Source organism: Paraflavisolibacter caeni, assembly GCF_025628885.1.
Taxonomy (GTDB): Bacteria; Bacteroidota; Bacteroidia; order Chitinophagales; family Chitinophagaceae; genus Flavisolibacter; species Flavisolibacter caeni.
Window position 1 is genome coordinate 1 of record NZ_JAOTIF010000042.1, and the last position, 17,201, is coordinate 17,201.

The 17,201-nt window shown below is 41.4% G+C and carries 9 protein-coding genes; 6 read left to right on the forward strand and 3 right to left on the reverse strand.

Annotated features, from left to right (window positions below; all coding sequences use genetic code 11):
• Positions 1–300: 300 nt before the first annotated feature.
• Together OCK74_RS26460 and OCK74_RS26465 are read right to left on the reverse strand one after the other, a co-directional pair.
• Positions 301–1,077, reverse strand: coding sequence for a response regulator transcription factor (locus tag OCK74_RS26460; protein WP_279300132.1), 777 nt, complete (start codon positions 1,075–1,077; stop codon positions 301–303).
• A gap of 24 nt (positions 1,078–1,101) precedes the next feature.
• A complete protein-coding gene (locus tag OCK74_RS26465) occupies positions 1,102–4,317 on the reverse strand; it encodes a ligand-binding sensor domain-containing protein (protein WP_279300133.1) in 3,216 nt (1,071 codons plus the stop codon).
• A gap of 344 nt (positions 4,318–4,661) precedes the next feature.
• Between OCK74_RS26465 and OCK74_RS26470 the strand changes: the two genes are divergently transcribed.
• From OCK74_RS26470 to OCK74_RS26485, 4 genes are all read left to right on the forward strand, one after another.
• Positions 4,662–7,868: a SusC/RagA family TonB-linked outer membrane protein gene (locus tag OCK74_RS26470; protein ID WP_279300134.1), complete on the forward strand. Its 3,207-nt coding sequence runs from the start codon at positions 4,662–4,664 to the stop codon at positions 7,866–7,868.
• Positions 7,869–7,906: 38 nt separating this feature from the next.
• A complete protein-coding gene (locus tag OCK74_RS26475) occupies positions 7,907–9,874 on the forward strand; it encodes a RagB/SusD family nutrient uptake outer membrane protein (protein ID WP_279300135.1) in 1,968 nt (655 codons plus the stop codon).
• 31 nt (positions 9,875–9,905) lie between these two features.
• Positions 9,906–11,108 (forward strand): DUF4959 domain-containing protein, encoded by a 1,203-nt coding sequence (locus OCK74_RS26480; protein WP_279300136.1) that lies wholly within the window; start codon positions 9,906–9,908, stop codon positions 11,106–11,108.
• 80 nt (positions 11,109–11,188) lie between these two features.
• Complete coding sequence (locus OCK74_RS26485) at positions 11,189–12,403, forward strand: DUF4998 domain-containing protein (RefSeq protein ID WP_279300137.1); 1,215 nt, start codon at positions 11,189–11,191, stop codon at positions 12,401–12,403.
• Positions 12,404–12,553: 150 nt separating this feature from the next.
• Here OCK74_RS26485 and OCK74_RS26490 read toward each other — a convergent pair whose 3' ends face one another.
• Positions 12,554–13,573, reverse strand: coding sequence for a DUF3500 domain-containing protein (locus tag OCK74_RS26490; RefSeq protein WP_279300138.1), 1,020 nt, complete (start codon positions 13,571–13,573; stop codon positions 12,554–12,556).
• Positions 13,574–13,929: 356 nt separating this feature from the next.
• Here OCK74_RS26490 and OCK74_RS26495 point away from each other — a divergent pair, with 356 nt between their 5' ends.
• Positions 13,930–15,351, forward strand: coding sequence for an ATP-binding protein (locus OCK74_RS26495; protein WP_279300139.1), 1,422 nt, complete (start codon positions 13,930–13,932; stop codon positions 15,349–15,351).
• Positions 15,352–15,377: 26 nt separating this feature from the next.
• Positions 15,378–17,039 (forward strand): NAD(P)/FAD-dependent oxidoreductase, encoded by a 1,662-nt coding sequence (locus OCK74_RS26500; protein WP_279300140.1) that lies wholly within the window; start codon positions 15,378–15,380, stop codon positions 17,037–17,039.
• The last annotated feature ends 162 nt before the right edge of the window (positions 17,040–17,201 follow it).

Genomic DNA, 17,201 nt, shown 5'->3' on the forward strand with positions numbered 1-17,201 from the left:
GTCACCATCTTTGAAAACAGATGTAAACTCTAATACAGTTACTAATGACTATTTACACAAAATATTTTAGGGTCTCGTAGTCAAACTGGAAAGTAATACTATACTCAAACCAGCCATCAACCTTTATTACAAATTAGGGTTTACAAAAATAGCTGGTCGCCCTACACCTTATGAACGCAGTAATATTCAAATGGAACTCGAATTAGAATTATAAACTTTAAGCAGTACAGAACATTCTATTAAAATTCTCGAAGCAGGTGAGGTAATTGAAGTGTTTTTTTCGAACCGGGTATGACTTTGCTATTGACCAGTTTCGTCTGTACGCAAGCGTTTTTGGTATTCTGTTGGTGTCATACCAAATTGTTTCAAAAAGTTCCTTCCGAAGTTGGTCTGTGAGCCAAAGCCAACCATTGCTGAGATTTCATAGATCTTGTGATTTTCTTCTGCTAATAATTCTGCAGCCTTTTTCAGACGGGTGACGTTGACTAAATCGTTGGGAGTTAGATCTGTCAGGGATTTTATTTTACGAAATAGATTGGTGCGGCTCATGTTCATGAGTCGGGTCAGTTTATCAACATCTAAATCCTGGTCGTCCAAATTGGTTTGGATGACCGCATTGAGCTTATCCAGAAATACTTCATCTGGTCGCGTATGGGCTATGCTTTTTAATTGCACCACTGGCGACTGTGCAAAATATTCTTTGATCTTGTTGCGGTTGGTAAGCAGGTTGGCAATTTGAACGCGCAAATGATCAGTAAAAAATGGCTTTTCAATATACGCATCAGCCCCCAATTCAAGCCCTTCGATTTTAGATTGAATGCTGTTTTTGGCCGTAAGCAAAATAATGGGAACGTGACTATACTCAAAATTTGATTTGATTATTTTACACAATTCAAAACCATCCATTATCGGCATCATGACATCGCTAATGATCAAATCAATTGGTTCTGCTCCTATCTGGGTCAAAGCCTGCTGGCCGTTTCGTGCTGTTAAGACCCGGTATTGTTCTTCAAGAACATCGGTTAGCACTTCCAGCATTTCCTTATTGTCTTCAACCAAAAGTATTGTAGATTTCATGATCTTGATATGCTTAAATGTGAATTATTCGGAATTGGGCATCTTATTATCCAGTAAGAATTCAGTCTCCTGAAAAACAGGCAATGTAAGTGAAAAAACATTCATGTTTTCTTCCGGAGATTCGAGTATCAAAAGGCCGTTGTGCAATTGTGTTAATGAACGGGACAATGCAAGTCCAATGCCTGTTCCGGTTTGCGATTCGGTTTCACGGATACGGAAGAAAGGTTCGAAAATCTTTTCCTTTAATTGTTCCGGAATAAGGTATCCATCATTTTTTACGAAGATGGTAAATGAGACGTCGTTCTTGCAATAGGGCTTTAAAATAATATGAATTTTGCTTTGTGCATATTTCACGGCATTACTGAATAGGTTGTAGATGATTTTATTGAAAGCATCCACATCAACAAAAGCCAAAAAGGGGGCATCAGGCAGGTGCAAGGATAAGGAAATATCATTTTGCTCGGCCAAGGGAATAAAGCCGTTACAGGCTTCTTTCAGTAACCCGGAAATTTCCGCTTGTTCAAAAGACAGATGGAACTTGTTGATTTCGGTTTGCCGGAAATCAAGCAACTGGTTGGTCAGGTCTATCAACCGGTTAGCATTGCGGTCCATAATTTTGAGACTGTTCTCTATTTCAGGAATATTTCCTGCTTTTTTAATGACCTTTTCCAAGGGTACCTTGATCAGGGTTAAAGGGGTCCGGATTTCATGGGCCACATTGGTAAAAAAGTCGATTTTCGCCTGTAGAACTTCCTTTTCCTTGGCTAATTCTACCTTTAGAATTTCTTTTTCTTTTTCTATTTCCAATAGCTCATATTTTCTTTGGTTCTTTTCATTCATCCGCTTATGGTAATATCGCACGATGGAATAAATCAATAAAAGGGTAAGCAGGACATAAATGGTATAGGCCCATTTGCTTGCCCACCATGGTGGTAAGATCCGGATGCTTATTTTTTTTATTTTTCCGCTCCATGTGTCACCACTCTTAAAAGCCTTTACCCGGAACGTATAGGATCCGGGTGGCAATTCTGTAAAATATACCCTTCGGTTGGTTTTCAGGTTGATCCATTTATTGGAAAGTCCTTCCATCTGGTAGGCATACTGAATCATTTCAGGTGCTGTATAGCTCAATGCTGCGAAGTCAATACTAAAAGTTGATTGATCGTGTGTCAGCGTAATTTCATCAGTATAGGTTATAGATTGTTGTAAGGGAGAGCTGTTTTGGTTAATTGACAATTCCTGGTTGTTTACCAGGAAACCGGTTATATAGACTGGGGGTATAAAGGTGCTTTTACTAAATTCTTTTGGATGAAAACTAATAAGGCCTTTGGCGCTGCCAAAATACATTCTGCCATCTTTATCTTTAAATGCCGAATTATAATTGAACTGGTCACTTAACAACCCGTTGGAAACCGTATATACTTGCATCTCCCCTGAAGATGGATGAAAACGAACAAGACCCTTTGTGGTACTGATCCAAAGATTGTGTTGATCATCCTCAAGGATGCTGAGCATAAAGTCGCTAGGAAAACCATTGGCTGTGCCATATTGAATAAACTTTTTGTTTGAATCATTCCACCTGCATAAACCTTCTTCTGTGGCAATCCAGAGGTTGTGATTGCTGTCTTCAAATACGGCGTTGACCCTGTTACTGCTAAGGCTATTTGGATCTTTTTCATGATGCATAAAGGTTCTCCTTTCGCCTGTTGAAGGATTGAAATAATGTAAACCATTGCCAAAAGTCCCTCCCCAAATACTACCATTTTTATCTTTCAAAATGGTAGTATACCAGATCCATGGAGGCAAGCCTTCAAAGAACTCAAATTTGCTTTTTTTCCGGTTATAAGTGAAAACTCCATGCGGCGTGCCAATCAAAATCTGACCAGAATCAGTCTGGTAAATGCAATAAATAAAGTTATGTGTAAAACCGCCCGAACCAGCTTCAAAATGGCGGATTACATTTCCTGTCCGGATGTTGATGATATCCAATCCGTGCTGGAAGGTACCGAGCCATAATTCATCTCCGGTAGCCAGCAATCCATGGATCTTAAAAAAGGAAATGCTTTCGGCTTTTCCATCATTTTTAAAATGGGTAAATTTTCCGGTTGCTGGTTCCAGTTTATTAAGTCCGGCATCTTCAGTTCCAATCCACAAATTGCCGTACCTATCTTTCTCAATTTCGCTGACAACACCTCCGCTTAAGGAATTTTCGTCCTTCCCGGGAAAATATTTGGTAAAGGGAGTAGGTTGATTGGAGAGATAATTAATACCGCCAAAATAAGTGCCTACCCATACACCCCCTTCCCGGTCATGACAAATAGAATAGATGGAATTATCGGTTATGGAATAAGGATTGTTATGATCTTTTTCCAGGTGCCGGCATTTTCCTGTTTTTGTATTGTAAACGAAAACCCCCGATTCTGTTCCCAGCCAAAATTCATCGGGAGCCGTTTGCTGGATACTTCTGATATATAAATTGGTTTCCCCGCTGTTGGATAACGCGATATCTGTATAAGTTAAGCGAAATGGATCGATAATTTTGATCTCTGTTTCAGAAGTGCCGGCTACTATATTGCCGTTGTCGGTTGTGAATAAACTTTCGATCCACCGGCTTCCCTTTGTTTTGGAATGCCCGAATAGATCAAACCCTGAAAAGGAATTGCTTTCGGGATGATACCTTTTCAACTGCCCGTCTGAAGTACCCACCCAAACAGTTCCATCAGGTGTGGTGCAAAAATTAGTGGCAACGAAGAAGCTTTGAGGGTCATATGCTTCTATTTTTTTTGTCCTTTTTGAATACCTGCAAAGTTTATAATATGAGATAAACCAAAGGTCTCCTTTAGCGTCTTCTACAATTTTATCAATATACGTATTGGCAGTAGCTGATACAAGGCTAAATTCTTCTGTACTATTCAGGTATTCATATAATCCTTGTTCTGTTCCTACCCATAAGGTTCCCTTTTTGTCTTCGAAGAGCGTATGTATATAATTGTTACCAATACTTCCCGGTTTGCCGGCAATTTTCCGGAAAGTCTTAAAGCTGTACCCGTCAAACCGATTGAGTCCGTCTTTTGTGCCAAACCAAAGGAAGCCCATTTTGTCCTGTAAGCTGCAAATGACCGCATTATTGGAAAGGCCGTTCTCTACACTGTAGTGCCGGAAGTAATAGGATTGGCCCAGCAGGTGGATTTGGAATAAAAGAAAGAAGGAAAAGAGACATATGGCCTTAGAAATATGCAAGCGTAAAAGTTTAGAAAATAAAAAAGATACATTAAATGGACCTGGAAGTATTAAAAATGCTTCCAATCATGCATCATGTTACGAATTTGGTACTTTTTATCGAAGTTATTGTACGATCTATAGAACATAAGATGATATAAAATGTCAAATTTACATTTTAACAAATCATTCGATAAAACGATTCATGCTATGTGTTTACTGCCTAATTAAAATACAGCCAGGAGCTAAGACTCCGGTTTCCTTTCTAATGCCATTGTTGTGATCTTCCTAAGTTCAAAACCTGGTATAAAGTCGTCCGATAAACATTTATTTATTTAATTAATTACAACTCGAATTGATTGCTTATGAAAGCTGTATGCTTTAAAGTAGGAGCGAAGCCTTTTATTATGCTGATTCTCCTATTATGCTTTTCATTGAAAGTCTTCTCACAAGACAACCAAATTACGGTAGCAGGTAAAGTCTCTTCCGATTCTTCTTTTCTTCAAGGTGTAACGATCCAACTCAAAGGCGACACCAGAAGATCTACTCTAACCGATCAAAACGGGAGTTACTCTATCAAGGTGCCTGCCAATGGAACCCTTGTTTTTTCTGTTGTTGGATATAATCCACAGGAAGTCCAAATTAATGGCCGTGGTATTGTTAATGTGCTGATGACGCAAAAGAACAATACGCTCAATGATGTGGTGGTGATCGGCTTTGGTGGTACTCAGAAAAAAGCAAGTGCAGTAAGTTCCATCACTACAATCGATGTGAAGGAACTTAAAGGACCAACTGGCAACCTGACAAATGCACTGGCGGGTCAAATACCTGGCATGATCACTTTTCAACGCAGCGGTGAGCCCGGTATGGGAACCGACAATTCAGCCTTTTATATCAGGGGGCTTTCCTCTTTTGGTACCGGTAAGATGGATCCGCTCATCCTGATTGATGGTGTGGAATCCTCACCTACCGACCTGGCCCGTTTGCAGCCTGATGATATTTCTGATTTTTCTGTATTGAAGGATGCTGCCGCTGCTTCAGTATATGGCGCCCGAGGAGCCAATGGGGTGGTGCTGGTCAATACCCGTGTAGGTAAGGATGGTACTGCAAAATTCTCTTTTAGAGCAGAAAACCGCGTTTCTTCTAATACCAGGAACTTCAAGTTTGCCGATAATATTACCTATATGACATTGGCCAACGAAGCCGCCACTACCCGTTCTCCCCTTGCTTTTGAGCCTTATACCCTAAACAAGATCGAGCATACCAAAGCGGGTGATGATCCTTATTTATATCCCAGCAACAACTGGATAGACCAGTTGGTCAAAAAATATACGATCAACCAAAGCTATAATTTGAATATCAGTGGGGGCACCAGTCGCGCCCGTTACTATATAGCTGGTACTTATAACCAGGATAATGGAGTGCTGAAGGTGGATCCTATAAATAATTTCAATAGCAACATCAAGCTGAAAAACTATTCCATCCGTACTAATCTCAATTTGAATATCACCAATACTACCGAATTGTTAATAAAGATGTATGGACAGTTTGATGATTATAATGGCCCTGTTGGTGGTGGGGCTGCAACCTTCAACAATGCGCTCTGGTCAAACCCGGTAATGTTCCCGGCCGTATATCCCCAGTCCAAGTTGCCCTATGTGGACCACCCGCTGTTTGGATCGGCACGAGCTGTGAATGCCAATGGTCTGACTTCAACGCTCCTGGTTAACCCATACGCCGAGATGGTGAGAGGCTATAGTGTGTATAAGACCTCTAACCTCATGCCTCAACTGGAAATCAAGCAGAACCTGAACTTCATTACTCCTGGTCTTAATTTCCGTGCCATGGGTTACTTGAAAAGATACGCCTGGTATAGAGTGGACAGAGGTTATAACCCATTCTATTATAATGCCCTGGTGGATCCAACCACGCAGCAGTACAACCTGCAAGTGTTAAATGATGGAAGTACCGGTTCTATTGGTACTGTTGGCACTGAATACCTGGGCTATCGGGATTATGATCCAGTAACAGGAGCCCCAATGAAAGTGCTAGATTCCCGTATGTGGCTGGAAGGTACGCTTAATTACAGCCAAACCTTTAGGAAGCATACTGTAGGCGGTACTTTGATCTCTGTGATTTCAAATTATGAAACTGGTGCTGCAGGCGGTGTAACGGCTTCCTTGCCACAGAGAAACCAGACCCTTTCCGGACGGTTTACCTATGGCTATGACAACCGTTACCTAGCCGAGTTTAATTTTGGCTATAATGGTACAGAGCGTTTTGCTCAAAACAACCGGTTTGGGTTCTTCCCTTCTGCTGGTTTCGGCTACCGGATTTCCAATGAAAAATTCTTTGAGCCGCTGAAAACATGGATCGATGACCTGAAATTAAGAGCTACATACGGCCTTGTGGGTAATGACCAGATCGGTAATATTAATGACCGCTTTTTTTACCTGTCTAATGTTAGCCTGAACGATGGCGGCTTCGGCGCTTCTTTTGGAAAGAATGACGGTGCGCCAGTTTATTACCGTCCGGGGGTTTCTGTTTCACGGTATGCCAATGATGAGATTACGTGGGAACAATCCCGTTCACTGAATTTGGGTATGGATCTAAAAATGTTGCATGATCTAAGTATCACAGTGGAAGTATATAAGAATTTGCGTTCAAAAATCCTGCAGCCCAAATCATCTATTGAGTCAGCCGCAGGCTTTTCTGCTATTCCTATGTCCAATTACGGAAAGGCTGAATCCCAGGGCATAGATCTGCAGGCAACCTATCAGCGTTCTCTTTCCAGGGATGCATGGGTGAACCTGCGTGGTACCTTTACCTATGCTACCAGCAAAATAAAAGTGACAGACGAAATTCAGTATCCTGCTGACCTGGCTTACCTCTCCAGGGTGGATCATTCAATTAGCCAGGCTTGGGGCCTGGTTGCTGAAAGATTGTTCATTGACCAGAAAGAAGTGGCCAACTCGCCCGTGCAATATGGAGAGACTGGTTTGCTGGCAGGAGATATCAAGTATAAGGACGTGAACAAAGATGGCGTGATCAACGACGACGACAGGGTTCCGATCGGCTATCCCACGCAACCGGAAATCATCTATGGCTTTGGGGCTTCAATGGGCTACAAGCGCTTCGACTTCAGCTTCTACTTCCAGGGAGCAGCCCGTTCATCTTTCTTTATCAACCCGTACAATATTCAGCCTTTCTACCTCAACGGTGGTTATCAAAACAACCTGCTGAAGGTGATTGCAGATGACCACTGGTCAGAAGCGAACCCAAACCCTTATGCTTTCTGGCCGCGCCTGAGCTCATGGAGGGTAGACCCGAATAATAAAGTTTCCACCTGGTGGATGCGCAGCGGCGACTTCCTCAGGCTGAAAAGCGTGGACCTGGGCTATACTATACCTGAAATTAAAGCAGCAAAACTGAAGGGCACCCGTATTTATTTTTCTGCAACCAACCTGTTCATCCTGAGCAGCTTTAAGTTGTGGGATGTAGAAATGGGAGGCAATGGACTGGGCTATCCTATCCAGTCTGTGTATAGCCTGGGCGCTCAACTTAATTTCTAACGATTGACAATAATATTGTGAACCAACTTATTAATACAATGAAAGTTTTCAGATTTAATATAAAAAGGAATAAGGTCCTGCTTTTTTCAGCCTTGTTTCTTTTAGCAGGCGGTTTCTCTTCCTGTAAAAAATACCTGGATGTTGTTCCTGATGACATATCTACTATCGATCATGCCTTTAAGCTCCGCAACGAGGCTGAGAAGTTTTTATTTACCTGTTATTCCTATATGCCTAAAAATGGGGATGGTTGGTACAATCCCGGCATGGCTGGTGCAGATGAAATCTGGTACCCCCAGGTTGACCAGACCCACTGGCACGCAGCCTTCAGGATTGCCCTGGGACAACAAAACGCTGCCAGTCCCTTATTCGACGAATGGGCAGGTTTGCGCAAGGGAGGAAGCGGGAATGCCCGTTATGATTACCAGAAAATGTGGAATGGTATCCGGAATTGCAATATCCTTTTGGAAAACCTGCAGGATGAAAACAAGGTGCCCGATCTTTCCTTATCAGAGCGTTCCCGTTGGATCGGGGAGGGATTGTTCCTGAAGGCATACTATCACTATCATATGTTAAGGATGTATGGCCCCATTCCCCTCATGGTCAAAAACGTTCCGGTAGAAAGTGATCTTGCCAGTTCTTATGTAAGAAGGGCGCCCGTAGATAGTTGTGTCAATACCATTTCGGCCTGGCTGGACAGCGCTACTAAATTTTTGCCCGTTCGTATTCAAGACGAGAATAATGAATTGGGAAGGGTTACCCAACCTATAGCGCTGGCTTTAAAGGCTAAGTTATTGGTGATGGCGGCAAGCCCCCTGTTTAATGGTAATCCTGAATTTGCAGGATTCAAGGATAAGGAAGGCGTGGCGCTTTTCAATTCCAAATTTGAAGCTGCTAAATGGGTAAAGGCAAGAGATGCGGTAAAGGCCGCGATTGATGCTGCGGAAAGCAATGGAAATGCCCTGTATTATTATACTAATGACGTTCTTCAATTAAACGACGTTACCAAGACCCAGTTGAATATAAGAAACGCCGTAACCCAGCGTTGGGGTATTGAGCATATCTGGGCGAATCCAAATATGTATTTTCCCAATTCGGCCTTGTGTATGCCTCCTATGGAAAGAGGTAATAGCGACCACTTTGCACTGCAGGGTGTATGGGCGCCTCCTATTAAAATGGCTAAGCTGTTTTATACTTCCAACGGGGTTCCTATTGATGAAGATAAAACCATGAGTTTTGCCAATTATGACCAGTTACGTACTGCAACTGTTGGAGAACGATACAATATTGAACCGGGTTTTGTGACTGCCCGTCTTAATTATGACCGTGAGCCCCGTTTCTATGCTGACCTAGGCTTTGATGGCAGTATCTGGTATATGAAAGATGGAAACAGCACAGGCAGTGATGTCAATACTTTTTATGTAAAAGCTAAAAATGCAGAGAGAGCTGGTTATGGCCACTATATCAACTGGAGTGAAACCGGCTACTTTGTGAAAAAGCTGGTTAACTGGGAATCTACAACCAATGGGTCTACAGTTTCCTGGAAACAATATCCCTGGCCGGAGATCAGGTTGGCTGATTTATACCTCCTGTATGCAGAAACTGAAAATGAAGTGAACCCGGCATCAGCAGAAGCTATAACTTATCTTGACAAAGTGAGGAAGCGTGCGGGTTTGAAGGGAGTGGTTGAGTCCTGGACCAATTTTTCTTCTAAACCTTCAAAATATACCACCCAGGCAGGCTTAAGGGAAATTATCCACAGGGAACGCGCTATTGAAATGATGTTTGAGGGGCAGCGTTTCTGGGATCTGCGCCGCTGGAAAGAAGCATCCGATGAACTGAATAAAGACATCACTGGCTGGAGCATTCATAGTAAAACAGATGCTACCTATTATAAGGAGCGTGTTATTTTCAGCCAGCGCTTTATTGCTCCCCGCGATTATTTCTGGCCTGTTGGCAACTATGATACGAGGCGCAATCCCCTGTTGGTAGAAAATTTAGGTTGGTAATTCAATTAAAGTCATTGTAAAACATTATCGAATGAAACTAATAATAAAATATTCCGCTTTAATGTTGCTGGTTGCAGGGCTGAACACTGCGTGCAATAAAGAACTGGAGTCACACGGTCCTGTGAGTAACGATCCTGCTGTTCCCCTGAAGGTGAGTAATGTGAGTGTGGTCAATGGAAACGGTGTGGCAACTATAAGCTATGTGCTGCCTAAGGACTCAAACCTGCTTTATGTGAAAGCAGTTTATACCATTACCTCCGGCCAGGAAAGTGAGTCCAGGTCTTCCTATTACAACAATAGTATCCTAGTAGAAGGTTTTGCCGATACCCTGGAGCACGAGGTAAAGCTGTATTCTGTGAGTCGCTCTGAAGTTGTATCTGAACCTGTTGTGGCGAAGATCAGGCCTTTGGTCTCTCCTCTTTGGCAGGTATATCGTTCTATGCAAGTGATCAATGCCTTTGGTGGTTACAACTTAACAGCTCTGAATCCTTCCAGGGCTAATATTTCTATCTTAGTAACCAGGCCCAATGTTTTCAAAGAATATGAAACTGATAGAGATAAAAGTGTTTACACCAAAACAGACAGCATCTTGTCCAAAGTACGCGGCCTTGATACAATGAATTACCGTTACGGGTTTGTGGTAAAAGACCGTTGGGGTAATAAAACCGATACTTTTTACAAGACTTTCAAACCAATTTATGAAACCCAGCTGGATCCTGCTAAATTCAGCACTTTCGTATTGCCAGGCGATGCAAAACAGGTAACTAATGGGGCTGCCTTGCAATATGCCTGGGATGGCAGATTGGGATGGCCTGGGACTAGTTTTACTGATGCGGCAACTAATGGCACTGGTCCTCAAACCATGACTTTTAATTTAGGTGCTTTAGCAAAGCTCAGTCGTATCTGGATCCGTCCCTTCCCTGAAGGCACGAGGTATTATTATCTCTCTACTATGAAGCGCTTTGAAATTTGGGGTTCCGCTAATCCTAGTCTGAGTGGCGCCTACGATCAGTCATGGATATTGCTTGGTTCCTACACTTTAACCAAGCCTTCGGGCCTGCCTTATGGAACTGACAGTGCTGAAGACCAGGCTACGGCTGCTGCTGGTTTTAACTGGGAAATTGACCTGAATGCTCCTAAAGTGCAATACATACGCATCAAATGCCTGGAGAACTTCGCAGGAGGAACCAATCAAAGTATCAATGAACTAAAAGTGTATGGTGATCCCCGTTAAGGGCCAACCAAATGTTTAACAACGCATTGAACTGCAGCCTTACAACTTGTTTCTGCAGCCTGCGATTAAAACTTAAACAAATGAAAAATATTAAAATTGTACTAGCGGCATTCGTATCACTGTTAGCACTCGTTTCCTGCTCTAAATGGGACGATTATAAAAAATATACTCAAGAAGGAGAGACTTTTTATACTGGTAAGCTTGATTCAGTAAAAGTATTTACTGGCAACCAACGGGTAAAAATCACAGGTCTTTTTACTGCCGATCCTAATATCGCTAAAACAAAGATTACTTGGAATGACGGCAGAGATTCTGTAATATTTGATATTAATAAAGGAATTGGTATTGATAGTTTTAATAAGATTATCAATGTGCCTGAAGGTGTACTAAACTTTAAGATTCAAAACTTCGATGCTAAAGGGAATGGTTCGATGATCGTTTATGCAAGCGGAGTTGTTTTGGGCCCTAAGTATATAAGTGGTCTTGGTAACAGGCCTGTAAAGCGAGCAGAGTTACTCAGCTCCGGAATTGCAGAAGTTGAATGGGATAGTTTTGACACTACGACTGGAGCTAAATTTAGTGTGGTAAAGTATACCAGGACTGATAATTCAGTTGACTCGGTAGTAGCTCCTGTTTCTCAAGCCAAGACTAATTTGCCAAACTTTAAAGGTGGCACATCTGTTACAATCAGGACGCTATACGTACCCAGTGCTACAGCAATTGATTCATTTAATAGCATCTCCCAAACGGTGGGTGTAATGTATGATGTAACTGCTCAATACCTGAAGAATACAGGAACTGGAGTTAATGGGACTAATTTTTCTACAATAGGCACAGATGGCAGATGGAGAACTCCTACTGATTGGATCGTCACCCCTGATGTAAAGAACAACTTCAATATGACCGCTGGCGGAGTGGACTTAGGCGGTTGGCTGCCATACCAGTGTGCTCTGTCAATGGAATCATGGGATGCGGGCCAACCATTGATCCCTAATGGAAAGATGTATCAAACAGTTACATTGCCTGCGGGTAAATTTACCTTAGTTGTAACTACCAGCGATTGCTCTGATAATGGTACCAAATACATCACTATTGCCTCTGGCAATACTTTACCCGATATAGACAATGTACTTACGACTGCTTTGGCCTATAAAAGCATCAGCAAATGGACTGATAACATTGTCAAATTTGATTTAGCTAGTTCTACTCAGGTTTCGATCGGTTTTCAGGCCAAATTTACAGCGTTCCAAAGTTTCCTGAAGATCAATAAAGTAAAGCTTTATTATACGCCTTAAATCTTTGAATTTTTTAGTCTAGTTTAATAATAACATAGAGTAGGGTTATTCACTAATTTAAAGAATGGCCTTACTCTATGTTTTTTACAAGTAAAAGTTTATAAGACACGAAAATGAAAAAAAGAATTTCCTTTTTCGTTGAAATGGCTTTTAATGGCTTTTTTGATAGTGATGCAGCAGTTCATCTCCTCCAAAATCATGCTTTAAATCACGCACCACCGTATGTATGTGATTGGCATTATTCTGGGTATTGTCGTACTCAATGATGATGGTAGGTCCCTGGATGCGGTAATAATGAGGCTTGCCCTGTGCATGCTCACGGGCACCTGCCCAGGCAAATTGCAGCTTTTCTAAACCAGCCTGCTCGATTTCCTGCATCATCTCAGCTGCAAAAGTTTTGGTATAGCGGTGAATATAAACACTCAGTAATTGTAAAAACAGTTTTTGTTGTGCTCCGTTCAGCTCGGAATAAATAATTCCTTGTGGCTTTTCGATCATCGCTTTCCTGCTGGCAGCCGTAATAATATCCCCTGGTGCTTCACTGCTGATAACGGCTTTGGCTAACTGCTGTGGGGAAAGTGATCCCAGGAGCTGAAAGCCCAACGTTGCTTCGTCTTTCAAAACCTGCTTACCTTTTTGTGGTCCAGAGAGCACAATAGCCGGATTGGCGCCTAGAAAGCCGGGAGTTCCTGAGGTAATCCTGTTATCCAATGTGGAAAAGGTAAAAGAAATGTGATGACCCTCAAAACGCCAACCCCAGGGCGTTTTATCTGAAGGCTGGCCAAAAAAAATAAAGGCATAGTTTCCCGGATCTCGAAACCAGTCGTCTTTGGGCCTGTTTTCCAACTCTTGAAGCACCCATTCTAGTTGGATAATTTCCTGGGTTTGACGGAAAGCCTGATCACTTAAATAGGATTTTAACAAGGTAAAGGCAAAGGCTTTTTGTTTTTCATTGAGTTCGCGGAGTAGTATTCCTTTACGATTGCTTTTGGGTATGAAATGCCAGTCAAAATGTTCATCATCACCAAATTTATACAGCACTTTATTGCGCTGCTGTCCATTCAGGCTGTTTAAAAATTGAGTGGCCAAAGAAGAAAATGAATTTATTTGTCCAGAACAAACAGGTGGTGTGAGGAAACATAGAACAAATAACAAAATAAGGGCTTTCATGCTTTGAATTTTAAGCTTTGAAATGTATAATGCCCGCTTCATCATTATACCATACCGAATTATCTCATCATTGAATGTATAAAGTTAAGAACTACATCTATTGAGCCGTTGATAGAAAAGAAAATACAGTTGATGATAACTCTACCCGGCTTTGAAAACTCTAATACGTGTCATAACTTTATTCTGATTGATGATTATACCAGACTGTTAAGCAATTTACAAGCCCTGCATAAAGAAAGATATTAAGCCAAACCTTGATCTGCAATCATTATATTAAAAGCTCGAGGAAAGATTGGAAGGAATTTCTTGTATAATTGTAACTGGCAATGTTTTAAAATTATATAAACTACCTTACAATGCAACCAGTGAAGATTGAAGATCTAAAAAGTGTTGTTGCATTAAGCGACCTGCCTGACAAACATCTCCAATGGATATTGAATCATTCCGAATATCGGGAATATGCAGATGGTGATATTATTACAAAATACGGTGATCCGGCTGAAGTGATGTGGATTACATTGGCTGGGAAGGTCACATTTTACATGTACATCAACGGGCGCCAGGTTTATTATTTTACTTTCGAGAATAATAATATTACAGGTGGGATAGGCGGTATAATGCCTTACTCAAGAATGAAAACCATTCCGGGTTATTCATATGCTGTAGGAGCAGTAAAACTGCTTTGTATTCACAAAAAGTATTTTAGTGACCTGGAACAGCTCAATCCCGATTTTAATCAACGACTGATCGGTTACATGACGGACAGAGCAAAAGCATTTGCTACCACTCAATTGCAATATGAAAAGGTAAATGCACTAGGTAGCCTTGCTGCCGGAATAGCACATGAATTCAATAATCCGGCAGCAGCAATCAGTGAGATTGCCGATGAGCTTTCCAATAGAATCAATAAGAATTACGAACTCACTATAAAATTGCTTGGGTGTAATCTGACACCACAGCATCTTCAAAACATCTTCCTATTGATGGGAAAAAAAGAGACCGAGCCCGTACAAAACCTCAAACGAACATTGCTTCAACGCATAGATAACGAAGATGAGATGGAGGAGTGGTTGGAAGAAAACGGATTCGTTGGAAGGGCAATGGCTGAGACATTTTCAGAATGTGGGTTTTCAATTCAGGAGCTTGAAAACATCCGCACAGATTTAGGGAGTGAATCGTTTGACAAAGTAATTCAATGGCTTGAAAATTTAATAAGCTCTCAGAAAATTGTAAAAGACCTGGCTGAAGCTTCCAGGCGCATTTCTAATTTGGTGGCTTCCATTAAAAGTCATGTGCATATGGACATGACCAATGAATTGCAACCTACCAATATTCATAAGGATATTGAAAATACACTAACGCTTTTGGGATTCAAACTCCGTGAAAAGAATATAGAAGTAAAAAAGAAATTCTGCCAGAACATGCCCGACGTTGCAGCTTATGTTGGAGAATTGAACCAGGTTTGGACAAATTTGATTGATAATGCCATCTATGCTCTTGAGAAAAACGGATCGCTTATTATTGAAACATCTTGTGATGATAAAATAATAAAGGTTTCCATTATTGATAACGGAAGTGGAATTCCAAAAGAAATCATGTCACGTATTTTTGATCCGCTTTTCACTACGAAGAAAATAGGAGAAGGAACCGGAATCGGGTTGGATATTGTAAATAGGGTGGTGAAACGTCATAATGGGGACATAAATGTTACCTCTGAACCAGGAAGAACCGAGTTTTTGATTCGAATCCCAATTGAGCAGCATTCAGCATCCAATTAACGCTACAAGCAATATACGATACGAAAATGAAACTGCCTTATATCCTAATTATAGATGATGACATCCAAGTGCTGCGGGCTATACAAAGGGACATTAGGAATGAATACCGGAATGAATATAAAGTAGCTGCAACCGAATCGGCCATTGAGGCGCTTGAAGTGATTAAAGAATTAAAGCTGAAGAATGAAATGGTTGCCTTGTTTATTTCTGATCAGCGGATGCCTGAAATGGAAGGCATAGCTTTTCTCGAAAAAGCAAATGAAATTTTCCCGGAGGCCAAAAAAGTTTTACTAACCGCCTATTCTGATATTGATGCTGCTATCAAAGCTATCAATAATGTGAAACTGGATTATTATCTGCAGAAACCATGGTATCCACCGAAAGAAAAACTTTTCCCGGTTGTAAATGACCTGTTATATGAATGGCAGGCTATTTACAAGCCAGATCAGGAAGCTATTCGAATCATTGGTTTTCAATGGTCTCCCAAATCACACCGGCTAAAGGAATTTCTTTCAGGCAATCTAGTTCCTTACATCTGGATGGATATTGAAAATAATGCAGAAGCAGAAAAGTATTTGATTAGTGCCAACGTTTCAAAATCCGACTTGCCATTGGTGATATTGAAAGATGGTTATGTCATGAGCGATCCTACATTGCCTGAGCTTGCCGCACGGGTAGGACTTCATCAAAAAGCAACCAAAGAAATGTATGATGTACTCATTATTGGTGCAGGTCCAGCCGGGCTTGCTGCTTCAGTATATGGTTCATGTGAAGGACTAAAGACGGTTCTGATAGAAAGGAGCAACCCTGGAGGCCAGGCCAGCAGTAGTGCCCGTATTGAAAATTATCTTGGCTTTCCTACAGGCCTTTCGGGGGCAGAGTTGTCAAGAAGGGCCATCACACAAACCCTTCGCTTTGGCACAGAAATTCTCACTCCCCAGGAAGTGAAAAAAATTACCATTAAGGATGGATATAAGATTACTGAGCTGATGGATGGTTCACAGATTCACAGCAAGGCAATAGTAATTGCAACAGGTGTCACTTATAAAAAACTTGAAATCCCGGGATTGGAGGCTTTTACAGGTTCAGGAGTTTATTATGGTGCTGCATCTGTAGAAGCATACGCCTGCCGCAACGAAATCATTTACATTGTGGGCGGAGGCAATTCAGCCTGTCAGGCAGCTATGTATATGTGTAAATTTGCCAGTGAAGTAAACATCATCATCAGACGAGGTGCACTTTCACAAACTGCCGCCAATTACCTGGTAGAGAATATCAGCCACACATCCAACATACATGTCATTACTAATACCGATGTAATTGCCTGTTCTGGAACATCTATTTTACAAAACATTACACTAAAAAATGTGACAACTGGTGAAGAAAAAACGGTGCCTACAAAAGCATTGTTTATTTATATCGGTCATAAACCCAGTACAGACTGGCTGGATGATTTAGTGCTGAAAAACGAAAAGGGCTATATCTTTTGCGGAAGCGATTTATTGAAAGACAAATCATTTAATTCACTTTGGAAATTGAACAGAGAACCATTTATGTCTGAAACCAGTGTGCCAGGGATCTTTGCTTCGGGCGATGTAAGGTTTGGAGCAATAACAGGCATTTCTTCTGCAGTAGGAGAAGGCTCCATGGCAATCCGATTTGTGCGTAAGTATTTGCAGGAAATGTAGATTACAGTAGATTTTTTTGTGAGAACCGGACTTACTGAAACATTGCTGTAACAAATAGGAGGGAAGTGTTAAAGGAGAAAACTTGCTAATACCTGATATTTCTGTTTAAATCATTGATTATCAGATAAAAAAGAAGAGGGTGTCTCCTTTGTTTGTAAAACG